The sequence below is a fragment of the Streptomyces sp. NPDC005648 genome (assembly GCF_040605395.1).
Classification (GTDB): domain Bacteria; phylum Actinomycetota; class Actinomycetes; order Streptomycetales; family Streptomycetaceae; genus Streptomyces.
Map to the genome: position 1 here is coordinate 1 of NZ_JBEXCS010000120.1, position 26,160 is coordinate 26,160.

The window sequence follows — 26,160 nt, forward strand, 5'->3', positions numbered from 1 at the left end:
CTGACCGGCGGTCCATACACCCGCCGACCCCACGACCACCGGGTATCCAGTGCTGCCCGCCCCCACCCTGACCTGCATCTATTTACGCGTCAGAGACGTATCGGCGGTGACCCCCTGGCGGGTCGCCGCCGATCGTGTTTAGGTGCGTCCTGTGCTGTTCTTATTGACAGACCCAGTGACAGACCCCGTGGCAGACCCCGTCACGGACCCATCGACACCGACACGCACGGGGGTGTGACCTGCATGGCCGCAGGAGGTTTCTGCAAGCTGCCGACCGGCAGCGTGGTGGTGGCGCTGAACCTGCCCAGCCCCACCGCCGACGGCACGGGCGTACGGGTGCTCGTGCACGCCCAGAACCGGGCGCGCGCCCTGACCAGGCTGCGCAACCTGGGCATGCGCGCGATCTACCTGCGGGGCAACGGCGCCCCGCCGACCCCGGACGAGATCACCGCGGTGCTGCACCACCCCGACGGCCTGATATGGCGTACCGCCCCCGACAACGGTGTCATCGTGACGGAACTCTGGCACCCGATCAGGGCCCTGCTGCGCCGCCCACCGGCGGTACAGCAGCCGTAGCGGCTCAGGCCACCACCGGCTTCCCGGTCAGCTCCACGCCCGCCTCCCGCAGCTCCTCCAGCGCCCGCTCGGTGGTCTCCTCGGCCACGCCGGCCGTCAGGTCCAGCAGGACATGCGTACGGAAGCCCTCGCGGGCCGCGTCCAGCGCGGTGGCCCGGACGCAGTGGTCGGTGGCGATGCCGACCACGTCCACCTCGACGACCTGCCGGGCGCGCAGCCAGTCGGCCAGCTTCACGCCGTTCTCGTCGGCGCCCTCGAAACCGCTGTAGGCGGCCGCGTACGCCCCCTTGTCGAAGACGGCGTCGATCGCGCCGGAGGCGACGGCGGGGGCGAAGTTCGGGTGGAAGCCGACGCCCTCCGTGCCGGCGACGCAGTGCGCGGGCCAGGAGTGCCGGAAGTCGGGGTTGTCGGCGAAGTGGCCGCCGGGCGCGATGTGGTGGTCGCGGGTGGCCACCACGTGCTGGTAGCCGGAACCGGCCGCCTGGCCGATCAGCTCGGTGACGGCGGCGGCGACATCGGCACCCCCGGCCACGGCGAGGCTGCCCCCCTCGCAGAAGTCGTTCTGCACGTCTACGACGATCAATGCGCGGCGCATGGTGGGTGTCCTTCGACGGTGAGTGAACTGAAAAGCCTAGAGACTTCGGCGGCCGTGCGGGAGGGCGTACCCGCATTAGCTACCCGAGCGCCCCGCCACGTACTCCGTCGCAAGCACCGGTTCGCCGCGCGAGAGCTGGGTCGCGGACAGCGGCAGGGCGGCCCGGGCCGCCGTATGACGGTCGCGTACGACGTCCAGGGGCTCGCGGGACACGATGTCGCCGCCCTTGACCAGCTCCACCAGAAGCTGCCGGTCGGCGAGCTCGGCCGGTACGGTCCCGAGGCCGACGACCTCGGCCTCCGCGACCCCGTCCGCGTCGAGCCGCCGCGCGGCCCACTTGCGCCCGCCGACCGACGACTTCCCCCCGCTGGACTTCTTCGCCACCGGCACCAGCGGCGCCTTCGGATCGGCCGACTCGGCCCGCGCGACCAGCTTGTAGACCATCGAGCAGGTCGGATGCCCGGACCCCGTCACCAGCTGGGTACCGACGCCGTACGCGTCCACGGGCGCCGCCGCGAGCGAGGCGATGGCGTACTCGTCCAGGTCCGAGGTGACGATGATCTTCGTCCGGGTGGCACCGAGCTCGTCGAGCTGCTGCCGCACCCGGTGGGCCACCAGCAGCAGGTCGCCGGAGTCGATGCGCACCGCGCCCAGCTCGGGCCCCGCGACCTCGACGGCCATCCGGACGGCCTCGGTGACGTCGTAGGTGTCCACCAGCAGGGTGGTGCCCCGGCCCAGCGAGTTCACCTGGGCCCGGAAGGCGTCCCGCTCGCGGTCGTGCAGCAGGGTGAAGGCGTGGGCGGAGGTGCCGACGGTGGGGATGTTGTAGCGGAAGCCGGCCGCGAGGTTCGAGGTGGAGCCGAAGCCGCCGACATAGGCGGCCCGCGAGGCGGCGACGGCCGCGAGCTCATGGGTGCGCCGGGCACCCATCTCGATCAGCGGGCGCTGTCCGGCGGCCGAGGACATCCGGGAGGCGGCCGCGGCGATCGCGGAGTCGTGGTTGAGGATCGACAGGATCACCGTCTCGAGCAGCACGCACTCGGCGAAGGACCCCTCCACCCGCATGATCGGCGAGCCCGGGAAGTACGCCTCGCCCTCCGGATAGCCCCAGATGTCACCGGAGAACCGGTAGCCGGCGAGCCACTCGAGGGTCGCCTCGTCGACGATGTCCCGCTCGCGCAGGAAGCCGAGGACACCCGCGTCGAAGCGGAAGTTCTCCACGGCGTCCAGGACACGCCCGGTGCCCGCGACGACGCCGTAGCGCCGCCCCTCGGGCAGCCGCCGGGTGAAGACCTCGAAGACCGACCGCCGCTCGGCGGTGCCCGCCTTCAGCGCGGCCTGCAGCATCGTCAGCTCGTACTGGTCCGTGAAGAGCGCCGTCGAGGGAACGTCCACCGGCAGCCCAAGGTCCGCTACATCCACGAAAGCTCTCCCAGCTGTGTCTCTCCGAGTGCCCCCAGGTCGGCCGGGGGTCCGGGGGTTGTCCCCCGGTGCATGCAGCACGGCAATGACTGTACACCCCTTCGCGTCAGTGTGACGATTTGTGTGGGGCGTGGCAGCATGGGCCCTGTGACGTCACCCGCACCCCTGGAGATCGAACGCACCGAGTCGGCGGAGGAGGTCTTCGCCGTCCCCGAGCCCGACGTCCCCTGGGTCACGATCGTCCACAACGACCCGGTCAACCTGATGAGCTACGTGACCTACGTGTTCCAGTCGTACTTCGGGTACACGAAGGACAAGGCCACCAAGCTCATGCTCGACGTCCACCACAAGGGCCGAGCGGTCGTCTCCAGCGGAACCCGCGAGGAGATGGAGCGCGACGTGCAGGCGATGCACGGCTACGGTTTGTGGGCCACCCTCCAGCAGGACCGGAAGTAGCGACTCATCCCGATGCCCGGACACTTCGAACCGCTCCCCGGCGGCGGCGCGGCCGTCGCGCTCGACGACGTCGAGATCTCCATCATCCGGTCGCTGGCCGTCCAGCTCCTGGAGCTCATCGGACCGGGTCCGGGCGAGGACGCCCCCGACGACCCGCTCGCCGAGCTCTTCGCCGAGGGGCCGAGCGAGCCGCCGAAGGACCCGGTCCTCAGGCGGCTGTTCCCCGACGCCTACAGCGACCCCGAGAAGGCCCCCGACTCCCCGGCCGCGGCCGAGGAGCAGCGCGCGTACTCCAGCGAGTTCCGCCGCTACACCGAGAACGACCTGCGGGCCGGCAAGCGGGAGAACGCCCTCTCCGTGGTCCGCACCCTGGACGCGCTGACCCCCGCCCTGGACGGCGGGGCGGTCCTCAAGCTGTCCGTCGAGGAGTCCCGCCAGTGGCTGGGCTCCCTCAACGACCTGCGCCTGGCGATCGGCTCCCGGCTGGAGATCACCGACGAGGACGACACCGATCTCCTCTACCGGCTCCCGGACGAGGACCCCCGCAAGCCGATGGTGATGGCGTATCTGTGGCTGGGCGGGCTCCAGGAGACGCTGGTCTCGACTCTTATGCCGTGAACCCTCAGATGACACTCAAATCCGGATAACGATCATGTTACTGGTCGCGTCCGCTGTGTCCGCTTTCTGTGCCCCGTAGCCCCTTCTTCTTGTGTGGTGGGTCACATTTCTCCAGGGTGATCAACGGTGCGGCCGTGATAAATCTTCACGACCGCCCGGTGAACGCCACCCCTGTTCGGCCGGGTGTGCCACCGAGCCGGTCACCACCGGCCAGGCGACAACTCCATCAATCCGGGGGGATTGACACCCGGTCCGGCGCCAACGAGGGCCCGGGCCGGCATGTGGAGAAAGGCACACCGAACATATGACCTCCGCTCAGGTCGGCACGACAGAACAATCCTCCGAAGAAGAGGGCTACGAGCGCGGACTCGGCAGCCGCCAGGTCCAGATGATCGCGATCGGCGGCGCCATCGGCGTCGGCCTCTTCCTGGGCGCCGGGGCGAACATCGCCAAGGCCGGACCCAGCCTCATCCTGATGTACGCCCTCGCCGGCGCCATCGTCTTCTTCATCATGCGGGCGCTCGGCGAGCTGCTCCTGTACCGCCCGGTCTCGGGCTCCTTCGCGGAGTACTCCCGCGAGTTCCTCGGCCCGTTCTTCGGCTACTTCACCGGCTGGACGTACTGGCTGATGTGGGTCGTCACCGGCATGGCCGAACTCACGGCCGCCGCGATCTACGTCCACTACTGGTTCCCGGACATCCCCCAGTGGGTGACCGCCCTGGTCTTCCTGGTGGTCCTGTTCGCGGTCAACCTGATCTCGGTGAAGGTCTTCGGAGAGCTCGAGTTCTGGTTCTCCATGGTCAAGGTCACCGCGCTGATCGGCATGATCGTCATCGGTCTCGGCGTGCTGACCTTCGGCTTCAGCTCCGCCGGTGACACCGCCTCGGTCGCCAACCTCTACCAGTTCGACGGCTTCTTCCCGAAGGGCATCGGCTCCTCCCTGATGACCCTGCAGGGCGTCATGTTCGCCTACCTCGCGGTCGAGCTGGTCGGCGTCACGGCGGGCGAGTCGGAGAACCCCGAGAAGACCCTCCCCAAGGCCATCAACACCCTCCCCTGGCGCATCGCCCTCTTCTACGTCGGCGCGCTCACCGTCATCCTGTGCGTGGTGAAGTGGACCGAGTTCGCCCCCGGCGTCTCGCCCTTCGTCGAGGCCTTCGCGAAGATCGGCATCCCGGCCGGCGCCGGCATCGTCAACTTCGTCGTCCTCACCGCGGCCCTGTCCTCCTGCAACTCCGGCATGTACTCGACCGGCCGGATGCTGCGCAACCTGGCCGCCAACGGCGAGGCCCCGCAGCGCTTCAAGAAGCTCTCCGCCACCAAGGCCCCCGCCTTCGGCATCACCGTCTCCGTCCTCTTCATGGGCATCGGCGTCGTCCTCAACTACGTCGTCCCGGAGAAGGCCTTCGGCTACGTCACCTCGGTGGCCACCGCGGCCGGCATCTGGACCTGGCTGATGATCCTGGTCAGCCATGTCCTGTACCGCCGCGCGGTGGACGCGGGCCGCCTGCCCGCCTCCGCCTTCCCGGCACCGGGCGGCGCGGTGTGCAGCTGGATCGCCATCGTGTTCCTGCTCTTCGTCACGGGCCTCATCGCGTACGACGGCGACTCACGGGTCTGTCTGTACGTGATGGCGGGCTGGGCGGCGGCGCTGGGCGTCGGCTGGGCGATCCTGAAGGCACGCAACCCCGAGGTCACCCAGCGCCGTGACCCGGTGGTGGAGAAGGTCGGCTGACCTTCCGAGCCCACCATGTGGGCCGCCCCGTACCACCACTCGGTACGGGGCGGCCCTCCTGCTTATCCTGGCCAGCATGCTGACCATCACCCAGGCCCTCGTCGACCAGATCGTCGCGCACGCGCGCAAGGACCACCCCGACGAGGCGTGCGGCGTCGTCGCCGGCCCGGCCGGGTCGGACCGCCCCGAACGCTTCATCCCCATGCTCAACGCGGCCATGTCGCCCACGTTCTACGAGTTCGACTCCGGCGATCTGCTGAGGCTCTACCGCGAGATGGACGACCGCGACGAGGAGCCGGTGGTGATCTACCACTCCCACACGGCGACCGAGGCCCACCCGTCCCGCACCGACATCTCCTACGCCAACGAGCCCGGCGCCCACTACGTCCTCGTGTCGACGGCGGACACCGACGGCCTCGGCGACTTCCAGTTCCGCTCCTTCCGCATCGTGGCGGGCGAGGTGACGGAGGAGGAGGTCACGGTCGTGGAGGCCTACTGATCTCGCAGTTCGGTCAGAATTCATCCAGTATGCGAGATCACACTCCGAGACCCGGACCGGGAATCGATACGATGACCCCATGGTTTCCCACGACGTGAGCGACAAGACGCCGAGCGTGCTGCTCGTGGCGCGGCTGCACGTCGACCTGTGCAGGCTCAACAGCGCCATCTGTTGACGCTGCCCTGCCGCCGTACGGCCGTGAGCCGCGGCACCCCGGGCACCACCCGCACTCCGCGCCGCCGCGCGCCCACAGACCAGACACCTTCCGACAGGAGCCCGCAACCATGGCCATCGAGGTCCGCATCCCCACCATCCTCCGCACCTACACCGACGGCCAGAAGGCGGTGGAGGGCACCGGGGACACCCTCGCCGCGCTCTTCTCCGACCTCGAGACCCGGCATGCGGGCATCCAGGCCCGCATCGTGGACAACGGTGAGCTGCGCCGCTTCGTCAACGTGTATCTGAACGACGAGGACGTCCGCTTCCTGGAGGGCATCAACACCAAGGTCGCCGACGGCGACAACGTCACGATCCTGCCGGCCGTGGCCGGCGGCATGGCCTGATCGTCGATGCGTTACGACTCCCCGCTGGCCGCGGTGGGCAACACCCCTCTGGTGCGCCTGCCGCGGCTGTCGCCGTCCGCCGACGTCCGTGTCTGGGCCAAGCTGGAGGACCGCAACCCCACCGGCTCGGTCAAGGACCGCCCCGCCCTGCACATGATCGAGCAGGCGGAGAAGGACGGCCGGCTGACCCCCGGCTGCACGATCCTGGAGCCGACGTCCGGCAACACCGGCATCTCCCTCGCCATGGCCGCGAAGCTCAAGGGCTACCGCATGGTGTGCGTGATGCCCGAGAACACCTCGCAGGAACGCCGGGACCTGCTCGGCATGTGGGGCGCCGAGATCATCCCGTCCCCGGCCGCGGGCGGCTCCAACACCGCCGTACGGGTGGCCAAGGAGCTCTCCGCGGAGCACCCCGACTGGGTGATGCTCTACCAGTACGGCAACCCGGACAACGCGGGCGCGCACTACGCCACCACCGGCCCGGAGATCCTCGCGGACCTCCCCTCCATCACCCACTTCGTGGCCGGTCTGGGCACCACCGGCACCCTGATGGGCGTGGGCCGCTACCTCCGGGAGAACAAGCCCGACGTCAGGATCGTGGCCGCCGAACCGCGCTACGACGACCTGGTCTACGGCCTGCGCAACCTCGACGAGGGTTTCGTACCCGAGCTCTACGACGCGTCCGTGCTGACGACCCGCTTCTCCGTCGGCTCGGCCGACGCCGTCACCCGCACCCGTGAACTCCTCCAGCAGGAGGGCATCTTCGCGGGCGTCTCCACGGGAGCGGCCCTGCACGCGGCGATCGGCGTGGGCAACAAGGCGTTGAAGGCGGGCGAGTCGGCCGACATCGTGTTCGTGGTGGCGGACGGGGGCTGGAAGTACCTGTCCACGGGCGTGTACACGGCGGCGACGACGGAAGAGGCGATCGAAAGGCTGCAGGGACAACTCTGGGCGTGAGCCCCTGCCCGGGCGGTAGGCCGCCGGGCGGTCAGGCGGCAGGGCGGCCGCGGCGGCTCATGTGGCCAGGTGACGGACCTGATCCCAGAGGACCGGGTCCACCACCCCCACCCTCCGCCGGAACTCCCACACCGGCACCTCCCGCAACTCGCCGGTCTCCAGGAAGCCGGCCCGCCCCTGGGCGTCCCCCACCGCCCCCGGCGGCAGCGGGATCACCCCGCCCCGCTCGTCGTGGTACTTGCTGGTGATCTTCGCGACCGTCGCCCGCTCCCCGTGCACCACCAGCACCAGACAGGGCCGGTCCTTCCCGCCGGGCCCGTCCTCGAACGGAACGTTCGCCCACCAGATCTCCGCGGGCCGGGGCCGCGCCGGCTCGTCCGGCCGGCCCGGTGGCCGTGACCGCCGCCCCGGGGGCCGCCGCCCCCGCCCCCACCCGTCGACGAGCGTGGCGACCAGGGCGAGCAGTACCACCGCCGCGAGCGCCAGCCACCAGGACGTGTCCATATCGACGACGGTACCGGCGCACACTGATCAATGCGCGCCCTCTCGCGCGCCTCACCCGCCCCGCTTCCAGCCGAACCGGTGACAGCACAGGTGAGTTCGCCCACAACAGCCCCTGGTGGAGGAGCGACGGGGGGTTTTGCGCCTTACGCTCGACGGACCGCACGACCCCCGTCTCCTTCCCAGAAAAGTTCCCGCCCGCGGAGGTTTCTGTTTCATGAAGCTCACCGTCGTCGGCTGCTCGGGGTCGTTCCCGTCCGCGGAATCGGCCTGCTCGAGCTACCTCGTAGAGGCCGACGGCTTCCGGCTGCTCCTCGACATGGGCAACGGCGCCCTGGGCGAGCTGCAGCGCCACTGCGGTCTCTACGACCTCGACGCGATCTTCCTCAGCCATCTGCACGCCGACCACTGCATCGACATGTGCGCGTACTTCGTCGCGCGCTACTACCGCCACGACGGCGGCCGCTGCGACCCCATCCCGGTCTACGGCCCCGAAGGCACCGAACACCGCCTCACCACGGCCTACGCGGACACCCCCACCGCCTCCTCCATGAGCGAGGTCTTCGACTTCCACACGGTCAAGCCGTCCACGTTCGAGATCGGCCCGTTCACCGTGCACACGGAGCGTGTGGCGCACCCGGTGGAGGCGTACGGCATCCGGGTCGAGCACGGCGGCCGGTCGCTGACGTACTCCGGCGACACGGGCACCACCCCGGTGCTGGACCAACTCGCCCGTGACACCGACCTGTTCCTGTGCGAGGCCGCCTTCACGCACGGCAAGGAGAACATCCCCGACCTGCATCTCAACGGCCGCGAGGCGGGTGAGACGGCGGCCCGGGCAGGTGCCCGCCGCCTGGTCCTCACCCACATCCCCCCGTGGACCGACCCGCAGGTCAACCTGGCCGACGCGCGCGAGGTGTACACCGGCCCGGTGGACCTGGCGGCCCCCAGGCAGTCGTACGAGATCTGACGCGTACGACATCTGACGCACACGACCACGAAGGCCCCGGCACCTCTCGGTACCGGGGCCTCCGTCATGCGGTGCGGAGTCACGCCGTGGTGAGTTCCTCGACCTCCTCCTCGGGCTCGCGGCCCGGGGTGGGCAGGTTCCACTTGGTGATCGCGAAGCGGAAGACGACGTAGTAGATCGCGCCGAAGACGAGACCGATCGGAATGATCAGCCAGGGCTTGGTCGCGAGGTTCCAGTTGAGGCCGTAGTCGATCGCGCCCGCCGAGAACGTGAAGCCGGCGTGCACGCCGAGCGCCCAGGTGACCGCCATGGACAGGGCGGTGAGTACCGCGTGGATCCCGTAGAGGACCGGGGCGATGAACATGAACGAGAACTCGATCGGCTCGGTCACACCGGTCACGAACGAGGTGAGCGCGAGCGAGATCATCATGCCCATCACGGCCTTGCGGCGCTCGGGACGGGCGGAGTGGGCGATCGCGATCGCGGCGGCCGGGAGACCGAACATCATGATCGGGAAGAAGCCGGACATGAACTGACCGGCGGTCGGGTCACCGGCGAAGAAGCGGGTGAGGTCGCCGTGGACGACGTCACCGGCCGCGTTCTTGAAGTCGCCGATCTGGAACCAGGCGACCGAGTTCACGAACTGGTGCATGCCGACCGGGATCAGCGCACGGTTGATCAGACCGAACAGAGCGGCGCCGAAGGCCCCGAGGCCGGTGATCCACTCACCGAAGTGGGAGATGCCCTCACCGATCGGCTTCCAGACCAGGCCGAAGAAGACTCCCATCAGCGTGCCGACGAACGCCATGATGATCGGCACGAGCCGGCGGCCGTTGAAGAAGCCGAGCCAGTCCACCAGCTTCTTGCGGTGGTAGCGCTGCCAGAGCACCGCCGAGAGCAGGCCCATCAGGACACCGCCGAGCACACCGGGGTTGTTGTAGGTCGCGGCTATGTCCGCGCCCTTCAGGATCTTCGCCTCGGTGACAGGGAACGCCTTGAGGACGTTGCTGTAGACCAGGAAGCCGACGAGCGCCGCGAGAGCGGTGGAGCCGTCGGACTTCTTCGCGAAACCGATGGCCACACCGATGCAGAACAGCAGCGGCAGGTTGTCGAAGATCGCGCCACCCGCGGTGGCGAACACCGCCGTCACCTTGTCGGGCAGGTGCAGCTTGTCGTGGATGTCCTGCTGGCCGAGTCGCAGCAGAATGCCCGCCGCCGGCAGTACGGCGATCGGGAGTTGCAGGCTGCGGCCAACCTTCTGCAGGCCCTGGAACAGGCCTGATCCCCACTTCTTCGTGGGGGCCGCCGTGGGCGCGGTGGCGGTCGTCATAGCGCTTCCTCCATCGGGTGGTGGTCTACACCACTCAGTGGTGTAGACCTGTTGTACACGATGGAGGCCGATATAAGGAACCCGTCAAAAACGCAACCGGAAAACTACGCAGGGTCACGCCTTGGTGACGTCCTCGCGCTCCTCATCCGGCTCCCCGTCCGTCCGCGCTCACCGGTTGGCGACCGCCTGTCATGTGGTGTAGACCAGTCGTGGACGACGATTGGATTGCTGTGACGTCAGCTGTCGGTACGCACGGCGCAATCGCTCGCGAAGTTGGGCCAACTGTGCATGAGGAGACCGAAATGGCCAGCAAGGCTGAGAAGATCGTCGCCGGGCTCGGCGGCATCGACAACATCGAAGAGGTCGAGGGCTGCATCACCCGCCTGCGTACCGAGGTCGTCGACGCCGCCAAGGTCGACGAGGCCGCGCTGAAGGCCGCCGGCGCTCACGGCGTCGTCAAGATGGGCACCGCCATCCAGGTCGTCATCGGCACCGACGCCGACCCGATCGCGGCCGAGATCGAAGACATGATGTAGATCGACGGCACGTGGTGAACGGCCGCCATTCACACTTCAGGGCCCCTTTCCGACGCGGAAGGGGCCCTGACTCCCCGTGGGGCTAGGCTCATCGCCATGTCACGAATCGACGGCCGCACCCCTGAACAGCTCCGCCCCATCACCATCGAACGCGGCTGGAGCAAGCACGCCGAGGGCTCCGTCCTCGTCTCCTTCGGCGACACCAAGGTCTTCTGCACCGCCTCCGTCACCGAGGGCGTCCCCCGCTGGCGCAAGGGCAGCGGTGAGGGCTGGGTCACCGCCGAGTACTCCATGCTGCCCCGCGCCACCAACACCCGCGGCGACCGCGAGTCCGTCCGCGGCAGGATCGGCGGCCGCACCCACGAGATCAGCCGCCTCATCGGCCGCTCCCTGCGCGCGGTCATCGACTACAAGGCGCTCGGCGAGAACACGATCGTCCTCGACTGCGATGTGCTGCAGGCGGACGGCGGCACGCGCACGGCCGCGATCACCGGCGCGTACGTGGCGTTGGCGGACGCCGTCTCCTGGGCCCAGGGCAAGAAGCTGATCAAGGCCGGCCGCCAGCCGCTGACCGGCACGGTCTCCGCGGTCTCGGTGGGCATCGTCGGCGGGGTCCCGCTCCTGGACCTCTGCTACGAGGAGGACGTGAAGGCCGACACCGACATGAACGTCGTCTGCACCGGCGACGGCCGCTTCGTCGAGGTCCAGGGCACGGCCGAGGCGGAGCCCTTCGCCCGCGAGGAGCTGAACACCCTCCTCGACCTGGCCGTCACCGGCTGCACGGAACTCGCTGTCCTCCAGCACAAGGCGCTTGATACGGTCCTCGAAAGGTAAAGGGCAGACCAAGGAAAGCGGCCGACGGGGGCAACCTCCGGCCCCCGCCCCGGCGTCCCTGAGAGTGCGGGCGCACGGCACACCACCGTGCGCCCGACCACAACGGGGGCCGTGGGGCCCGTAGCGGAGGAGGGACCACAGTCATGGCCGCGAGCCGAGGCCGCCGGAGTCGTCGTATCACCGTCATCCTCGCAGCGGTGGGGGCCGTCGCGCTGACCGCCGGACTGACCACCGGCTGCGACGCCGTCGACAAGGCCCTGGACTGCGTCCAGACCGCCGACACCATCGCCGACAGCGTCACCAACCTCCAGCAGGCCGTGGAGAACGCGTCGAACGATCCGACCCAGCTCGACGACTCCCTCGCCGCCATCGACAAGAACCTCGACAAGATCGGCGACAAGACCGACAACACCGACGTCAACAAGGCGGTCGACGACCTGGACAAGGCCGTCTCCAACGTGCGTACGGCCATCAGGAACGGCGACAGGACCCCGGACGTCAGCCCGGTCACGGACGCGGCGGGCGAACTGACCAAGGTCTGCACTTCGTAAGGAGCGGCGCTGGGGCCGCCGTACTGTTTCCCCATGACGACGCGCCTGATCCTCGCCACCCGCAACGCCGGAAAGATCACCGAGCTGAGGTCGATCCTCGCCGACGCCGGGCTCCCGCACGAACTGGTCGGCGCGGAGGCCTACCCCGAGATCCCGGACGTCAAGGAAACAGGCGTGACCTTCGCCGAGAACGCGCTGCTCAAGGCCCACGCCCTGGCCCAAGCCACCGGCCTTCCCGCGGTCGCCGACGACTCGGGCCTCTGCGTCGACGTCCTGAACGGCGCCCCGGGCATCTTCTCCGCCCGCTGGGCGGGCAGGCACGGCGACGACAAGGCCAACCTGGAGCTGCTGCTGGCCCAGCTGGCCGACATCGCGGAGGAACACCGCGGCGCCCACTTCGCCTGCGCCGCGGCCCTCGCCCTGCCGGACGGCACGGAACGGGTGGTCGAGGGGCAACTCCGAGGCATCCTGCGCCACACCCCGACCGGCACGAACGGCTTCGGCTACGACCCGATCCTCCAGCCGGACGGCGAGTCGAGGACCTGCGCGGAACTGACCCCGGAGGAGAAGAACGCGATCAGCCACCGGGGGAAGGCGTTCCGCGCCCTGGTACCGGTGGTGCGGGAGCTGTTGGGCTGACTTCATGAGAATGCCCCGCGCCTTCGATGCGAAGATGCGGGGCAGAGTACGGCCGGTGGGACTCGAACCCACACGGGCTTTCGCCCACTGCGCCCTAAACGCAGCATGTCTGACCAATTCCATCACGGCCGCTCAAAACGGTCATCGTGCTCGACCGGCATCGTTCAGTCTACGGGTAGAGGACTTTACGCGACGAGGGGGTCCCTCGGCTTCCGACGGCACCACGTCTCCGTCAACGCGTGACAGTTGGGGCACAGATAGCGCAGATTCTCACGGCGGTTGTCGCGCCACTCACCCTTGTTGCCGCACGTCTCGCATGTGTATGGCATGCCGATCTCGGCCAGGGCCCGATGGAGCTGGGACCCGTTTGTCCGTCCCGCATCCGAGGGAAGCACGATGAGTACTCGGTGCGCGACGGGCTCGAGGGCGGGGCGTTCCGGGTGTGCCCACCTCTTGCGTTTGAAGTGGCTAGTGTCCAGGCCGAGTCGAGATGCCGCGCGTCGGACGCGTCGGTGATTGGTGTCGTCCACAGCCAAGCCGAGGTCGCGCATCACCTCGGCGTGGCTCGTGGCGTGTGCGACGACTTCGCGGAGCCTGTCCTCGGCGATCGGCATCCGCCGGTGCGAGAAATGCGTGGTATCGATGCCTCGGTCGCGCAGCATACGGCTCAGGGCTGCCCGCGAGCGGCTGTCGTCCGATACGCCCAGGGCGCGTGCCACGCCCCGCACGCTGGTCGCCGCTGCTGCGGCTGCCGTGAGTTCTTCAGTGGTGAAGGGGAGGTCGACGGATGTGCGACAGAGTGCCAGTGGCCGGGGTGGCGCCCAACTTCAGCGCCACCCCGCGCAGTGAGGACGACGAGGCGGCGGCATCGGCGATGGCGGAGTCCGGGTACTTGCGCCATGGACTGCGCTTCACGAAGTGGCTCGTGTCGATCCCGTGTTTCGCCACGTGCTCTTGCAGAACACGTCGTTGCCCTCCACTGGCAGGGAGGCCGAGCCGGCGCATCAGATCGGCCCAATTGCGGGCCTCGGACACGGTCGGCGCGAGCCGCTCCTTGCTGTACGCCCTGTTTTCCATCGGCCCCTCCGTATCGGCCATGCGTTCCTGTCTCGTACGGCGTAACGAACGGCTCATCCGACAGTCACGCAGTCACGTTCGAAAAACGTGAAGCGGCCCGTGCCGGGTTGCTCCCGGTGCGGGCCGCTTGCTTGGTGGAAACGGACCCTCAGATCCCCAGATCCTTGATGATCTTCGCCACGTGCCCCGTCGCCCGGACGTTGTACAGCGCCCGCTCGACCTTGCCCTCCTCGTCCACGATCACCGTGGAGCGGATGACGCCCATATAGGTCTTGCCGTAGTTCTTCTTCTCGCCGTACGCGCCGTACGCCTCGGTGACCGTCTTCTCCGGGTCGGCGGCCAGCTTGACCTTCAGGGACTCCTTCTCGCGGAACTTCGCCAGCTTCTCCGGAGTGTCGGGGGAGATGCCGATGACGTCGTAGCCGGCGCCGGCCAGGAGGTCGAGGTTGTCCGTGAAGTCGCAGGCCTGCTTGGTGCAGCCCGGTGTGAGGGCCGCCGGGTAGAAGTAGACGATGACCTTGCGGCCCTTGTGGGCCGAGAGGGACACGTCATTGCCGTCCGCGTCCGGCAGGGTGAAGTCGGGGGCCACGTCCCCGGGCTGGAGTCGCTCGCTCATCGGACCAGCCTAACCGGGGGTCCTGACAGTGCGATGGACGACGGAACTGACAGACTGTCCAGAACACAGCATCAGCAGACTTCGGAGGCCGTACGGTGGCGGACACGTCGGACACCAGAACCCCGGCGCAGATCGAGGCGGACATCAAAGCCCGCCGCGCAGTGCTGGCCGAGACGCTCGACGAGATCGGGGTGCGGGTGCACCCGAAGACGATCGTCGGCGATGCCAGGGCCAAGGTCGCGGCCAACATCGATCACACGCTCGGGCGGGCCTACGTCGGGGTCAACAAGGTTGTCACCGATGTGAAGGCCCAGTTCGTGGACGAGGAGGGCGGGGTGCGGGTGGAGCGGGTCGTGCCCGTCGCTCTCGTCGCCGTGGGGATCGTGGGGCTCGTCGTGTTCGGTTCCCGCCGCCGCAAGCGCTGACCCGGCGGCTTACGGTTTCCGCAAAGGCAGGTAGGTTCAGGGCGTGAGCGCCAACAGAAACGACCAGAGCACCGCGCAGCACGACAAGCTGCCCATCCGCATGCTGCACGACCGGGTCCTCGTCAAGCAGGAGACCGGTGAGGGCGAGCGGCGGTCGGGCGGCGGCATCCTGATTCCCGCCACGGCGGCCGTCGGGCGCCGGCTGGCCTGGGCCGAGGTCGTCGCGGTGGGGCAGAACGTGCGGACCGTGGAGCCCGGTGACCGGGTGCTGTACGACCCGGAGGACCGCGCCGAGGTCGAGGTGCGCGGTGTCGCCTACGTGCTCATGCGCGAGCGCGACCTGCACGCCGTGGCCGCCGACCGCTTCGAGGGCTCCGAGGACACGACCGGCCTGTATCTCTAGAACAGCGCTGGGAAAAGGGCTGGTGACCACCGTCACCAGCCCTTTCTCGCTGTTTCCCGGCGACCGTCAGTTTCTTCGGCTCGTCGACTGGGGGCCCGCCGCCGTGCCGGTCGTGATGCCGGTGTCCGTGCCGCCCGCGTTGCCGTCGGTGGTGCCGCCGGTGTCCGTGCCCGCGGTGGTGCCGCCCGTCGAGGTGCCGTCGGTCGTGGTCCCCGTGGTCCCGCCGTCGCTGGTGGTGCCGGTCGTGCCGCCGCCGGTCGCGCCACCGTTCGTGGTGCCGCCGTTCGTGGGGGTCGCTCCGCCCGTCGTGGTCGTACCGCCGTTGTTCTGGCCCTGGGTCTGGCCCTGGTTGTCCTGGCCGCCGGTGCCGGGCGTGCCGCCGTTGTCCTGGCCGGTCGTGGCCGGTGCGGAGGGCTGGGTGTTCGGCGGGGTCTGGACCACGTTCGCGCCCGGCATGAGGTCGAGGTCGAAGTCGGCGACCGGCTTCCCCTTCAGTGCCGCCTTCGTGTATTGCGCCCAGATCTCCGCCGGCGGTCCGCCGCCGTTGACGCGCTGGAGGCCCATCGCGCCGTAGAGCGGCTTGTGCTGGGCGGTGACCGGGTCCTGGCCCATCACCGAGACGACGGTCGCGAGGTCGGGGGTGTAGCCGGCGAACCAGGCGGCCTTGTCGTCCTCCGCGGTACCGGTCTTGCCGGCGGCGGGGCGGCCGGCGCCCTGGGCGGCGGTGGCGGTGCCGTTCTCGACGACGCTCTGCAGGATGGAGGTCGTGGTGTCGGCGGCCTGCCGGCTGACGGCGCGGGTGGTGGTGTCCTTGGGCAGTTCGATGACGTTCTGCCCGTCCTTGGTGATCGACTTGATCATGGTGAACGCGTCGTGCTCACCGTGGTTGGCGAGGGTCGCGTAGGCCTCCGCCATGTCGAGGACGCTCGCGGTGTTCACACCGAGGGCGATCGACGGGTTGGCGTTCAGGTCGGGGGTGTCCCTCGGGATGCCGAGCGCGGTCGCGGTGTCCACGACCTTCTGCGGGCCGACGTCCACGGCCATCTGCGCGTACACCGCGTTGACGGACTTGTCGGTGGCGGTACGGACGGTGATGTTGCCGTACGACACGTCGTCCTCGTTGGCCGGTGCGTACGCCCCGCCGCTCCAGCCCTGCACCGGGCGCTTGTTGGTGCCGTCGTAGTAGGTGTTGGGCGTGATGAGCTGCCCGTCCTGGGTCTCGGAGTTGTTCTGGACGGCCGAGGCGAACACGATGGGCTTGAAGATCGAGCCGACCTGGAAGTCGCCGCGGGTCGCGCCGTTCGTGTACTGCTTGACGAAGTCGACACCGCCGTACATGGCGACGACCTGGCCGGTCTTCGGGTCCACGGAGGCGCCGCCCGCGCGGACATAGGTGTCGACCTTGCGGTTCTTCTTGTCGAGCTTGGACATCACCTGGTCGTTGACGGCCTTCACGAAGGCGTCCTGCTTGCTCTTCTGCAGGGTGGTGGTGATGCGGTAGCCGCCGGCCGCGAGCTCGTCAGAGGTGACGATCTTGTTCTGGCTCAGATACGTCTTCACCGCGTCGACGAGATAGCCGCGCTGCCCGGACATACCGGTCGAGAGGGTCTGCTCCTTGGGCATCGGGAACTTCAGCCCGGCCCGCGTGCCCTCGCTCAGCCAGCCCTTCTTGACCATGCCGTCCAGGACGTAGTTCCAGCGGGCCACGGCCGCCGACTTGTTCTCCGGGTGCGCCACGACGTCGTACTCGCTCGGCGCGTTGACGAGCGCGGCGAGGTAGGCGGCGCGGGCCGGGTCGAGGTCGGTCGCGTCCATGCCGTAGTAGGCCTGGGCGGCGGCCTGGATGCCGTAGGCGTTGCGGCCGAAGTAGCTGGTGTTGAGGTAGCCCTCGAGGATCTCGTTCTTGGACTTCTCGCGGTCCAGCTTGATCGAGATGAAGAACTCCTTCACCTTGCGGGTGACGGTCTGCTCCTGCGCCAGGTAGTAGTTCTTCACGTACTGCTGGGTGATCGTCGAGCCGGACTGCCTGCCCTTGCCGGTCGCCGTGTTCCAGCCGGCGCGCAGCATCGCCTTGGGATCGACGGCGGACTCGGTGTAGAAGTCGCGGTCCTCGGCGGCGAGCACGGCGTGCTGGGCGTCCTTGGAGACCTGGGCGAGGGTGACGTTCTCCCGGTTGATCTCACCGTCGCGGGCGATCTGTGTGCCGTCCGCGTACAGATAGACGTTGGCCTGCTTCATCGCGAGGGCGTTGGCCGGCGGGATCTTCACCAGCGAGTAGCCGAGGAAGAACAGGCCGATCAGCAGCAATATGCCCACCACGAAGGTGCCGAGCACCCAGCGCCAGGTCGGGATCAGCCGGCGCCAGCCCGTGCGCTTCTGCCGCTTCGGCTTCTCGCCGCCCGGCTCGGGGGGCCCTTGCGGTTCCCTCGGTGCCCAGCCCGGAGGCTGGGCGGCCTGCTGCGGCTGCGGCTCGTCGCTCATGTCGTGCACGGACTCCTGTTTTACGTAAGTTCTGCGCTGTACGTTCCCGTACGCCCTCGTACGCGTTCTGCGCCCCCAGTTGAAGACTCTCGCACCAAGCGTTCCGTTCCCGGATCACGGCACGCTTCGGTCTCGAAAAATGCGTGGCGTGCGTCACTGCCAGGGCAGTAGGCTCCTGCGCTTCGGTGTCGGCGGGCCGAGGAGGGCTGTGGTGTGGGCGCTGGACGGTTGTACCTCGCCGTCGCGGCGGGCGGTTTCAGACGATACGCGACGTATCGGGCGGCCACGGTGGCGGGGGTGTTCACCAATACGGCCTTCGGGTTGATCCTTGTCTACACCTACACCGCCCTGTGGAACGAACGCCCCCACCTCGGTGGTTACGACCTCCCCCAGGCCATCACCTATGTGTGGATCGGCCAGTCGCTGTTCAAGACGCTCGCCAACGGCGGCGGGGGCGTGGAGACCGAGCTGATGGAGCGCATCCGCACGGGCGATGTCGCGGTCGACATGTACCGCCCGGCCGACCTCCAACTGTGGTGGCTGGCCACCGACTTGGGCCGCTCGGCGTTCGAGCTGCTGGGGCGCGGGGTGCCGCCCTTCGTGCTCGGCGCGCTGCTCTTCGACATGGCGCTGCCCACCGACGTCACGACCTGGCTGGCCTTCCTGTTCTCGGTGTTCCTGGCGGCGCTGGTCAGCTTCGGGCTGCGCTATCTCGTGGCACTGACCGCGTTCTGGCTGCTGGACGGCAGCGGCATGATCCAGATCGCCTGGCTGACCGGCTGGTTCTGCTCGGGGATGCTGCTGCCGCTGAACGTCTTCCCGGGCACGCTCGGCGAGGTCGTACGGGCCCTGCCCTGGTCGTCCCTGCTGCAGGCGCCGGCGGACGTGTTCCTCGGCCAGGCCGATGTCCTGTCCACCTGGGCCTTCCAGGCCATGTGGGCCGTGGTGCTGCTGGCGGCCGGACGGCTGGCGCAGTCGGCGGCGACACGACGGGTGGTGGTGCAGGGTGGCTGAGCTCGCTCCTTCCAGGGCCTGGGACGGCGTACGGGCGTACTTCCTCATCGCCGGGATGTGGATCCGCTCCACGATGGCCTACCGCGCCTCCTTCGCGCTGATGACCTTCACCAACTTCGCGGCGACCGCGCTGGACTTCCTCGCGATCCTGCTGATGTTCTCCCGCGTCCACACCCTCGGCGGCTGGTCCCTGCAGCAGGTCGCCTTCCTCTACGGCGTCTCCAGCACCACCTTCGGCCTCGCCGACATGGTGATCGGCTCCATGGAGCGGCTGGGCCGGCGGGTGCGCGACGGCACCCTCGACACCCTGCTGGTGCGCCCGGTGCCGGTACTGGCGCAGATGGCGGCCGACCAGTTCGCGCTACGGCGCCTCGGCCGCACCAGCCAGGGCGCGCTGGTGCTCACCTACGCGGTGCTCCACCTCGACATCGCCTGGACGCCGGCGAAGGTGCTGCTGATGCCGGTGATGCTGGTCAGCGGCTGCGCGATCTTCTGCGCGGTCTTCATCGCGGGCGCCGCCTTCCAGTTCGCGGCGCAGGACGCGGCCGAGGTGCAGAACGCGTTCACCTACGGCGGTACGACGCTCCTCCAGTACCCGCCCACGGTGTTCGCGACCGATCTTCTGCGCGGGGTGACCTTCGTGCTGCCCCTCGCCTTCGTCAACTGGGTGCCGGCGAGCTATGTGCTGGGGCTGCCGTACCCGCTGGGACTGCCGGAGTGGGCGGCGTTCACCCCGCCGCTGGTGGCCGCCGCGAGTCTGGCGGCGGCGGGCCTGGCCTGGCGCGCGGGCCTCAGGTCGTATCGGAGTACGGGGAGTTGAGGACGGACATGGCGGACGCTGACACCTTCATCGAGGTGGACCGGCTGGAGAAGGTGTTCGACGTGCGCAGGAAGACCGGCTTCCTGCGGCGCGAGCGGCGCGAGGTCCGGGCGGTCGACTCGATCTCCTTCACGGTGGCCCGCGGCGAGATGGTCGGGTACATCGGCCCGAACGGCGCCGGGAAGTCGACGACCATCAAGATGCTCACGGGCATCCTCACCCCGAGCGGCGGGCGGCTCCGCGTCGCCGGCATCGACCCCTCCCGCGAACGCACCCGGCTCGCGCACCGCATTGGGGTCGTGTTCGGGCAGCGTACGACCCTCTGGTGGGACCTCCCGCTGATCGACTCGTACCAGCTGATGCACCGCATGTACCGCATCCCGGCCGCCCGTTACCGCGAGAACCTGGACCGCTGTGTCGAACTCCTGGAGCTGGCCGAGCTGTTGGAGGTCCCGGTACGGCAGCTCTCGCTGGGCCAGCGGATGCGCGGCGACATCGCGGCGGCGCTGCTGCACGACCCGGAGGTGCTGTACCTGGACGAGCCGACGATCGGGCTGGATGTGATCTCCAAGGCCAAGGTGCGTGGTTTCCTGCGGGAGTTGAACGAGGAGCGCGGCACCACGGTGCTGCTGACCACCCATGACCTCCAGGACATCGAGCAGCTGTGCTCACGGGTGATGGTCATCGACCACGGACGGCTCATGTACGACGGCGCGCTCGCCGGGCTGCACGAGATCGGGGAGAGCGAGCGGACGCTGGTGGTGGACCTGGAGCGGGAGCTGCCGCCGATCGACACCGGGCCCGCACGGGTGGTCAGGGTGGAGGGGCCGCGGCAGTGGCTGGCGTTCCCGGCGGCCGAGTCGGCGGCGGCCCTGGTGGCCCGGATCGCGGCGGAGTACCCGCTGGTGGACCTGTCGGTGCGGGAGCCGGACATCGAGGCGGTGATCGCCAAGATGTACGCGGGGGCGGCCGGCGCGACGGAGGCGGTGTCCGAACAGGACTCGGCGGCGGCCGAGAAAGCGGTCTCGTAGCCTCCGGACGGGGGAACTCGTAGGCTGCTGTGCATGACCGACGACGCCGCAGTCCCGGAACTCCGCGCATCCGACGCCGACCGTGAACGAGTCGCCGAGGTCCTGCGGGACGCCCTCGCCGAAGGGCGTCTCGACATGGAGGAGTTCGAGGAGCGGCTGGAGGCCACGTACAAGGCGCGGACCTACGGCGAACTGACGCCGATCACCCGTGACCTGCCCGTGGGGCAGGTGGCCGTGCCCAAGGTGGACATGGTCAAGCACCCCGAGCCGGACGGGAGTTGGGCGGGGCGGGTCGTCGGCGGTGAGGGATCGTCCGCGTGGGCCGTCGCCGTCATGTCCGGGTTCCAGCGCAAGGGGCGGTGGACCGTGCCCCGGCAGTTCAACTGCTTCGCCTTCTGGGGCGGCGGGGAGATCGACCTGCGCGAGGCGAACTTCGCGGCCGGGGAGGTCGAGATCAACTGCGTCGCGATCATGGGCGGGATGAACATCATCGTGCCGCCGGGGGTCGAGGTGGTCGTCCGGGGCATCGGGATCATGGGCGGGTTCGACCACAGCCAGGAGGGCGTGCCGGGAGGGCCGGGCGCGCCCCGGGTGATCGTGAACGGGTTCGCCTTCTGGGGCGGCGTCGGCGTCGAGCGGAAGCTGACCAAGGAGGAGCGACGCCGTCTGAAGGCCGAACGGAAGGCCGCCGGCGGGCGCGAGCCGGCCGAGGGGTACGGCGACCGTCCCCGGATGCTGGAGGAGCAGCGGGAGTGGCGGCGGGAGCTGCGCGAGGAGCGCCGGGACCGTTACGAGGAGCGCCGCGAACGGCACCGTGAACGGCATCAGGACCGGCGGGACCGGCGTCGTTACGACGAGTACTGACGCGGGCCGAAGGGTGCTCGCGCGTGCTGAGGCGTGCTGAGCGAACAGGTCTCGCGTCGTCTCACAGCTCGGCGGGTGCCGCGCCCTTCAGCAGTCTCAGGTCGAACGCCGAGCCCATCCGCGCGTACCCCCGGTCGCTCGGATGCAGATGGTCTCCGCAGTCGTAGTCCGAGCGGAGCCTGCGCGGGTTGTACGGGTCCCGCAGCGCCTTGTCGAAGTCGACCACGGCGTCGTAGACCCGGCCCGAGCGGATCTCCGCGTTGACCCGCCGCCGTACCGCCTCACTGGCCGCCGTATAGCCGCTGTGGCCCTGGAAGGGCATCAGGGTCGCGCCGACGACCTTGACGCCGTGGGCGTGGGCCTGGCCGACCATCGTGCGCAGCCCGGTGAGGATCCGGTCCGGGTCGGCGCGGTGCGGGTCGCGGAGGATGTCGTTGACGCCGAGGGCGATGACGATCACCTTGACGTTCGGGTGGGAGAGCGCGTCGCGGGAGAAGCGGACGAGGCCGGCCTGGTTGTCGGCGGGGCGGCCGAGGCCGTTCGCGAGTATCCGGTTGCCGCTGATGCCCTCGTTGACGACGCTGTAGCGCGGCACGTTCCAGCCGGATGCCACGGCCGAGCGGAGGCGGTCGGAGAGGATGTCGGTCCAGCGGTGGTTGGCGCCCTGCGTGGAGGTTGTGCCGTCGGTGATCGAGTCGCCGAAGGCGACCACCGTGCCGACGGAGTCGTCGCTCAGCACGTCCAGCGCGGTGAGATAGCGCCAGTAGGGCGTCTGCTCGGTGTATCCGGCGCCGGTCGTGTCCTCGGTGAGGTCGCCCCGGGCGACGTAGGAGATCTGGCGCGCGTGCGCGTGGTAGGTGACCGGGCCGGACGCGGTGGGGGAGTACGTGGTGACGAGCACGTCGTCGCCCTGCGGTATCAGGACCCGGACCGCGTCGCTGAGGACCTGGCGGCCGGGCGGTATGACGACCGTGGTGGCGCCGGCGAAGGTCAGGCGGCGCATGGTCGGCGCGTTCGCGGCGGGGGTCCCGGAGGCCGCCGCCACGGCGAGGGAGGCGTGGGTGAGGGTGAGCGGCGACCGGCCGTAGAGGTTGGAGAGCGTGACGCGGGCACTCGTACCGCCGGCGCTCGCGTGCACCACGTTGCGGACCGAGCGGCCCGCCATGCCCCCGGTCCCGGTGCCGGGTTCGGCGCCCGCCGGGGAGGCGGACCAGGCGCCGACCCAGGTGCCGGTGGAGGCGGGGGCCGCCGGGTCGCGCGGGGCGTCGCCCTCGGCGCGGGCGCGGGCGTCGGCGGGGGTGCGGCCGTGGTCGGCCGCGACGCCCGTGTAGATCGCCGCGGAAAGGCCCACGATCAGCGCGACGATCGCGGAAAGCAGGGCATAACCATGGAGTTTGGTCATGCGGTGCGTGTCTCCTCGGGCAGGGGGAGCCCCCGATGCTCCGTGATGATCATCCCTGATCGGACAGACGCCGGGAACTCCTGATCCGTTCCGGGAGTCGGTCAGGAAGGGACAATATGTGCAGGGGATCACGAACGGGTGGAGCGGATGGAACGTACCGAACAGGATAAAACGGGGATTCCTTCCGGGGCTGCCCGAGCGATGACGACCTTCAGCGCGGCCGATCTGGAGAAGCAGCGCGGGGTGCGGCGGATGAAGCTCACCGCCACCGGGCTGCTGCTGTTCGTGGCGCTGGTGTATGTGCTGGCCAAGTGGGCTTCGCACTCCGGTGCGGGCGCGTGGGCGGAGTATGTCGCCGCGGCCGCGGAGGCGGGGATGGTCGGTGCGATGGCCGACTGGTTCGCGGTGACGGCGCTGTTCCGGCGGCCGCTGGGGCTGCCCATTCCGCACACCGCGATCATCCCGACCAAGAAGGACCAGCTGGGGGTCTCGCTCGGGGAGTTCGTCGGGGAGAACTTCCTGTCCGAGGAGGTGGTGCGGCAGCGCCTGCGGGCGGTGGGCATCGGCAGCCGGCTGGGGGCCTGGCTCGCGGACCCCGAGCACGCGGACCGGGTCACCGCGGAGCTGTCCGCCGCGCTGCGGGGCGCGCTGACCGTGCTGCGGGACTCCGATGTGCAGGCCGTGGTGGGGGAGGCGATCACCCGGCGGGCCGACGCGCAGGAGATCGGGCCGGGCATCGGGAAGATGCTGGAGAAGATCGTCGCCGACGGGGGGCACCGGCGGGTCGTCGACCTCGTCGTCACGCGGGCGCACGACTGGCTGGTCTGGCACGACACCGAGATCATGGACGCCGTCCAGGGCGGGGCGCCCGGGTGGACACCCCGGTTCGTCGACAAGAAGGTCGGCGAGCGGGTCTACAAGGAGCTGCTGCGGTTCGTGACCGAGATGCGGGACATGCCCTCGCATCCGGCGCGGGGGGCGCTCGACCGGTTTCTGACGGACTTCGCGGCCGATCTGCAGTCGGACACGGACACGCGGGCGCGGGTCGAGCGGCTGAAGGGGGAGGTGCTGGGGCGGGGCGAGGTGCAGGATCTGATCGCGTCGGCCTGGACCGCCGTACGCTCGATGATCGTCTCCGCCGCCGAGGACGAGCGCAGTGAGCTACGGCTGCGGGTGCGGGCGTCGCTGCTGTCGCTGGGGGCGCGGATGGCGGTCGATCCCAAGGTGCAGGCGAAGGTGGACGGGTGGGTGGAGGGGGCGGCCGTGTATGTCGTCACCACCTACCGCAAGGAGATCACCTCGCTGATCACGGACACGGTGGCCGGGTGGGACGCCGAGCACACGACGAAGAAGATCGAGGCTCATATCGGGCGTGACCTGCAGTTCATCCGGATCAACGGCACGGTGGTGGGGTCGTTGGTGGGATTGCTGATCTTTACGGTGTCGCGGGCGGTGGGGGCGTAGGGGGGTGGGGGCGTAGGGCGGTGGGGCGTAGGGCGGTCCGGGCGGGGGACTCGGACCGGGTTCCTCTCGATGAGGAGGGGGCACTGAGGAGGGAGCCCATGACCACCGCGCAGGCCGGGACCGGCCGTACCGTGACCACCAACATCCCCGCCCGCCTCGACCGGCTGCCCTGGTCGCGCTGGCACTGGACGATCGTCATCGGTCTCGGGACCGTGTGGATCCTCGACGGCCTGGAAGTCACGGTCGTCGGCAACATCGCGAGCCGTCTGTCGGAGTCCGGGAGCGGGCTGCCGATCACCTCCGGTCAGATCACCGGCGTCGCCGCCGCGCTGTATGTGGCGGGTGCGTGTGTCGGTGCCCTGTTCTGGGGGCGGCTGACGGACAAATGGGGCCGTAAGAAGCTGTTCATGATCACCCTGGCGGTGTACCTCGCGGCGACCGCGCTGACCGCGGTGTCGTTCTCCAGCTGGTGGTTCTTCACGTTCCGCTTCCTGACCGGGTTCGGTATCGGCGGTGAGTACGCGGCGATCAACTCCGCGATCGACGAGCTGATCCCGGCGAACTTCCGCGGGCGGGTGGACCTCATCATCAACGGCAGCTTCTGGCTGGGCGCGGTGGGTGGGTCGCTGCTGTCGATCGTCGCGCTCAACACGGACTTCCTGCCGAAGGACGTGGGGTGGCGGTTGACGTTCGCGCTGGGCGCGGTGCTGGCTCTGGTGATCCTTCTCGTACGGCGGCACGTTCCGGAGAGTCCGCGGTGGCTGCTGATCCATGGCAGGGACCGGGAGGCCGAGGAGATCGTCACCTCGATCGAGGAGCGGGTCCAGGCGGAGAAGGGGCGGGAGTTGGAGCGGCCCGAGGGTGAGATCACGATCCATCAGCGGCGGAGTGTCTCGTTCGTGGAGATCGCGCGGACGCTGTTCGCGGACTACCGGCGGCGGTCCGTGCTCGGGTTCTCGCTGTTCATCGGGCAGGCGTTCCTGTACAACGCGATCACGTTCGGGTTCGGGGCGATCCTGACGACGTTCTTCGATGTGCCGACCGGGGACACGGGGTACTACTTCGCGGTCATCGCGGTGGGCAACTTCTGTGGGCCGCTGCTGCTGGGGAAGCTGTTCGACACGGTCGGGCGGCGGGTGATGATCTCCGGTACGTATCTGGTGTCCGGGCTGTTGCTGTTCGGTACGGCGTGGTTGTTCGACCGGGGGTCGCTGAACGCGACGACGATGACGGCGTGCTGGTGTGTCGTGCTGTTCTTCGCGTCGGCCGGGGCGTCGAGTGCGTATCTGACGGTGTCCGAGGTGTTCCCGATGGAGACGCGGGCGATGTCCATCGCGTTCTTCTACGCGCTGGGTACGGCGGCCGGTGGTATCAGCGGGCCGCTGCTGTTCGCGGACCTCACGGGGACGGGGAAGGTCGGGGACACGGTGCTGGCGTTCCAGATCGGCGCGGCGTTGATGTGCGCGGCGGGGCTGGTGGCGGCGTTCCTGGCGGTGCGGGCGGAGCGGCGCTCCCTGGAGGACATCGCGAAGCCGCTGACGGCGGCGGCGGCGGCCTCACGGTCGCGGTCGCGCCGGGAGCCGGGGGCGGCTGCGGCGTAGTGGGCGGATGCCTGCGGCGCAGCTGCGGCTTGAGCGGGGGCGGGCGTAGCGCCTAGGGGTGGTGGGTGAGTCGGGGCCGGGCCGGGGGGTATCCGTCCTCGGTCGGGCGCCACTGCCAGCTCGAGAACGCACCGGCGCCGGACGCCCGCCGCTGCGGGCGGACACCCCCCGTCCCGTCCC

Annotated in this window: 29 protein-coding genes and 1 tRNA gene; 21 read left to right on the forward strand and 9 right to left on the reverse strand. The window is 69.4% G+C overall.

Annotated features, from left to right (window positions below):
• Window positions 1-243 precede the first annotated feature (243 nt).
• Window positions 244-576, forward strand: a complete 333-nt coding sequence (locus ABZT17_RS40465) for a hypothetical protein (RefSeq protein ID WP_356356981.1) — start codon at window positions 244-246, stop codon at window positions 574-576.
• Window positions 577-580: 4 nt separating this feature from the next.
• On the opposite strand, the gene ABZT17_RS40470 is transcribed toward ABZT17_RS40465, so the two are convergent.
• Both ABZT17_RS40470 and ABZT17_RS40475 read right to left on the reverse strand, forming a co-directional pair.
• Window positions 581-1,171, reverse strand: coding sequence for an isochorismatase family protein (locus tag ABZT17_RS40470; RefSeq protein ID WP_356356982.1), 591 nt, complete (start codon window positions 1,169-1,171; stop codon window positions 581-583).
• Window positions 1,172-1,246: 75 nt separating this feature from the next.
• A complete protein-coding gene (locus ABZT17_RS40475; RefSeq protein WP_356356984.1) occupies window positions 1,247-2,593 on the reverse strand; it encodes a nicotinate phosphoribosyltransferase in 1,347 nt (448 codons plus the stop codon).
• 138 nt (window positions 2,594-2,731) lie between these two features.
• On the opposite strand from ABZT17_RS40475, the gene clpS reads away from it, so the two are divergent.
• The 7 genes from clpS (at window position 2,732) to ABZT17_RS40510 (ending at window position 7,421) form a co-directional block, all read left to right on the forward strand.
• The gene (gene clpS / locus ABZT17_RS40480) at window positions 2,732-3,049 is read left to right on the forward strand and encodes an ATP-dependent Clp protease adapter ClpS (RefSeq protein ID WP_356356986.1); all 318 of its coding nucleotides are present in this window, start codon (window positions 2,732-2,734) and stop codon (window positions 3,047-3,049) included.
• 12 nt (window positions 3,050-3,061) lie between these two features.
• Window positions 3,062-3,667, forward strand: a complete 606-nt coding sequence (locus ABZT17_RS40485) for a DUF2017 domain-containing protein (RefSeq protein WP_356356987.1) — start codon at window positions 3,062-3,064, stop codon at window positions 3,665-3,667.
• Window positions 3,668-3,971: 304 nt separating this feature from the next.
• The gene (locus ABZT17_RS40490; RefSeq protein ID WP_356356989.1) at window positions 3,972-5,402 is read left to right on the forward strand and encodes an amino acid permease; all 1,431 of its coding nucleotides are present in this window, start codon (window positions 3,972-3,974) and stop codon (window positions 5,400-5,402) included.
• A gap of 76 nt (window positions 5,403-5,478) precedes the next feature.
• Window positions 5,479-5,901 (forward strand): M67 family metallopeptidase, encoded by a 423-nt coding sequence (locus ABZT17_RS40495; RefSeq protein ID WP_356356991.1) that lies wholly within the window; start codon window positions 5,479-5,481, stop codon window positions 5,899-5,901.
• Window positions 5,902-5,980: 79 nt separating this feature from the next.
• Window positions 5,981-6,076: a putative leader peptide gene (locus ABZT17_RS40500; protein WP_356356993.1), complete on the forward strand. Its 96-nt coding sequence runs from the start codon at window positions 5,981-5,983 to the stop codon at window positions 6,074-6,076.
• A gap of 109 nt (window positions 6,077-6,185) precedes the next feature.
• A complete protein-coding gene (locus tag ABZT17_RS40505; protein ID WP_356356994.1) occupies window positions 6,186-6,464 on the forward strand; it encodes a MoaD/ThiS family protein in 279 nt (92 codons plus the stop codon).
• A gap of 6 nt (window positions 6,465-6,470) precedes the next feature.
• Window positions 6,471-7,421 (forward strand): cysteine synthase, encoded by a 951-nt coding sequence (locus tag ABZT17_RS40510; protein ID WP_356356995.1) that lies wholly within the window; start codon window positions 6,471-6,473, stop codon window positions 7,419-7,421.
• 57 nt (window positions 7,422-7,478) lie between these two features.
• Here ABZT17_RS40510 and ABZT17_RS40515 read toward each other — a convergent pair whose 3' ends face one another.
• Window positions 7,479-7,925: a type II toxin-antitoxin system PemK/MazF family toxin gene (locus tag ABZT17_RS40515; RefSeq protein ID WP_356356996.1), complete on the reverse strand. Its 447-nt coding sequence runs from the start codon at window positions 7,923-7,925 to the stop codon at window positions 7,479-7,481.
• Between the two features lie 214 nt (window positions 7,926-8,139).
• On the opposite strand from ABZT17_RS40515, the gene ABZT17_RS40520 reads away from it, so the two are divergent.
• The gene (locus ABZT17_RS40520) at window positions 8,140-8,892 is read left to right on the forward strand and encodes an MBL fold metallo-hydrolase (RefSeq protein WP_356356998.1); all 753 of its coding nucleotides are present in this window, start codon (window positions 8,140-8,142) and stop codon (window positions 8,890-8,892) included.
• A gap of 79 nt (window positions 8,893-8,971) precedes the next feature.
• Here the strand turns inward: ABZT17_RS40520 and ABZT17_RS40525 are convergent, their stop codons facing one another.
• The gene (locus ABZT17_RS40525) at window positions 8,972-10,222 is read right to left on the reverse strand and encodes a PTS transporter subunit EIIC (RefSeq protein WP_356357000.1); all 1,251 of its coding nucleotides are present in this window, start codon (window positions 10,220-10,222) and stop codon (window positions 8,972-8,974) included.
• Window positions 10,223-10,524: 302 nt separating this feature from the next.
• Between ABZT17_RS40525 and ABZT17_RS40530 the strand changes: the two genes are divergently transcribed.
• The 4 genes from ABZT17_RS40530 to rdgB all read left to right on the forward strand — a co-directional run bounded on the left by ABZT17_RS40530 (window position 10,525) and on the right by rdgB (window position 12,782).
• On the forward strand, window positions 10,525-10,758 hold the full coding sequence (locus ABZT17_RS40530; RefSeq protein ID WP_067026087.1) for a PTS glucose/sucrose transporter subunit IIB: 234 nt from the start codon (window positions 10,525-10,527) through the stop codon (window positions 10,756-10,758).
• Window positions 10,759-10,854: 96 nt separating this feature from the next.
• Window positions 10,855-11,592, forward strand: a complete 738-nt coding sequence (gene rph / locus ABZT17_RS40535) for a ribonuclease PH (protein WP_356357002.1) — start codon at window positions 10,855-10,857, stop codon at window positions 11,590-11,592.
• A gap of 143 nt (window positions 11,593-11,735) precedes the next feature.
• Complete coding sequence (locus tag ABZT17_RS40540) at window positions 11,736-12,143, forward strand: hypothetical protein (protein WP_356357004.1); 408 nt, start codon at window positions 11,736-11,738, stop codon at window positions 12,141-12,143.
• A 33-nt stretch (window positions 12,144-12,176) separates the two neighbouring features.
• Window positions 12,177-12,782 (forward strand): RdgB/HAM1 family non-canonical purine NTP pyrophosphatase, encoded by a 606-nt coding sequence (gene rdgB / locus ABZT17_RS40545; protein WP_356357006.1) that lies wholly within the window; start codon window positions 12,177-12,179, stop codon window positions 12,780-12,782.
• Window positions 12,783-12,829: 47 nt separating this feature from the next.
• Here the strand turns inward: rdgB and ABZT17_RS40550 are convergent.
• The 3 genes from ABZT17_RS40550 to bcp all read right to left on the reverse strand — a co-directional run bounded on the left by ABZT17_RS40550 (window position 12,830) and on the right by bcp (window position 14,475).
• A tRNA-Leu gene (locus tag ABZT17_RS40550) sits at window positions 12,830-12,914 on the reverse strand.
• A 630-nt stretch (window positions 12,915-13,544) separates the two neighbouring features.
• On the reverse strand, window positions 13,545-13,880 hold the full coding sequence (locus ABZT17_RS40555; RefSeq protein ID WP_356357008.1) for a hypothetical protein: 336 nt from the start codon (window positions 13,878-13,880) through the stop codon (window positions 13,545-13,547).
• A gap of 127 nt (window positions 13,881-14,007) precedes the next feature.
• The gene (bcp, locus tag ABZT17_RS40560) at window positions 14,008-14,475 is read right to left on the reverse strand and encodes a thioredoxin-dependent thiol peroxidase (RefSeq protein WP_356357010.1); all 468 of its coding nucleotides are present in this window, start codon (window positions 14,473-14,475) and stop codon (window positions 14,008-14,010) included.
• 95 nt (window positions 14,476-14,570) lie between these two features.
• Here bcp and ABZT17_RS40565 point away from each other — a divergent pair, with 95 nt between their 5' ends.
• The gene (locus ABZT17_RS40565; protein ID WP_356357012.1) at window positions 14,571-14,900 is read left to right on the forward strand and encodes a DUF3618 domain-containing protein; all 330 of its coding nucleotides are present in this window, start codon (window positions 14,571-14,573) and stop codon (window positions 14,898-14,900) included.
• A gap of 43 nt (window positions 14,901-14,943) precedes the next feature.
• Window positions 14,944-15,303, forward strand: coding sequence for a co-chaperone GroES (locus tag ABZT17_RS40570; RefSeq protein ID WP_356357014.1), 360 nt, complete (start codon window positions 14,944-14,946; stop codon window positions 15,301-15,303).
• 66 nt (window positions 15,304-15,369) lie between these two features.
• Here the strand turns inward: ABZT17_RS40570 and ABZT17_RS40575 are convergent, their stop codons facing one another.
• Window positions 15,370-17,784, reverse strand: a complete 2,415-nt coding sequence (locus ABZT17_RS40575; RefSeq protein ID WP_356357016.1) for a transglycosylase domain-containing protein — start codon at window positions 17,782-17,784, stop codon at window positions 15,370-15,372.
• A gap of 213 nt (window positions 17,785-17,997) precedes the next feature.
• On the opposite strand from ABZT17_RS40575, the gene ABZT17_RS40580 reads away from it, so the two are divergent.
• Genes ABZT17_RS40580 through ABZT17_RS40595 form a run of 4 tightly spaced genes read left to right on the forward strand, consistent with a single transcriptional unit; the run spans window position 17,998 to window position 21,513 of the window.
• Window positions 17,998-18,798, forward strand: a complete 801-nt coding sequence (locus ABZT17_RS40580) for an ABC-2 family transporter protein (protein WP_356357018.1) — start codon at window positions 17,998-18,000, stop codon at window positions 18,796-18,798.
• Window positions 18,791-19,618: an ABC transporter permease gene (locus ABZT17_RS40585; protein WP_356357020.1), complete on the forward strand. Its 828-nt coding sequence runs from the start codon at window positions 18,791-18,793 to the stop codon at window positions 19,616-19,618. Before ABZT17_RS40580 ends, ABZT17_RS40585 begins: the two co-directional genes overlap by 8 nt.
• Window positions 19,619-19,626: 8 nt before the next feature.
• Window positions 19,627-20,649 (forward strand): ATP-binding cassette domain-containing protein, encoded by a 1,023-nt coding sequence (locus ABZT17_RS40590; protein ID WP_356357022.1) that lies wholly within the window; start codon window positions 19,627-19,629, stop codon window positions 20,647-20,649.
• A 33-nt stretch (window positions 20,650-20,682) separates the two neighbouring features.
• On the forward strand, window positions 20,683-21,513 hold the full coding sequence (locus ABZT17_RS40595) for a DUF1707 domain-containing protein (protein ID WP_356357024.1): 831 nt from the start codon (window positions 20,683-20,685) through the stop codon (window positions 21,511-21,513).
• Between the two features lie 61 nt (window positions 21,514-21,574).
• Here the strand turns inward: ABZT17_RS40595 and ABZT17_RS40600 are convergent, their stop codons facing one another.
• Complete coding sequence (locus ABZT17_RS40600) at window positions 21,575-22,915, reverse strand: SGNH/GDSL hydrolase family protein (protein WP_356357026.1); 1,341 nt, start codon at window positions 22,913-22,915, stop codon at window positions 21,575-21,577.
• 147 nt (window positions 22,916-23,062) lie between these two features.
• On the opposite strand from ABZT17_RS40600, the gene ABZT17_RS40605 reads away from it, so the two are divergent.
• Both ABZT17_RS40605 and ABZT17_RS40610 read left to right on the forward strand, forming a co-directional pair.
• Window positions 23,063-24,379, forward strand: a complete 1,317-nt coding sequence (locus tag ABZT17_RS40605; protein ID WP_356357028.1) for a DUF445 domain-containing protein — start codon at window positions 23,063-23,065, stop codon at window positions 24,377-24,379.
• Window positions 24,380-24,477: 98 nt separating this feature from the next.
• Window positions 24,478-25,980, forward strand: coding sequence for an MFS transporter (locus ABZT17_RS40610; protein ID WP_356357030.1), 1,503 nt, complete (start codon window positions 24,478-24,480; stop codon window positions 25,978-25,980).
• Window positions 25,981-26,160 lie beyond the last annotated feature (180 nt).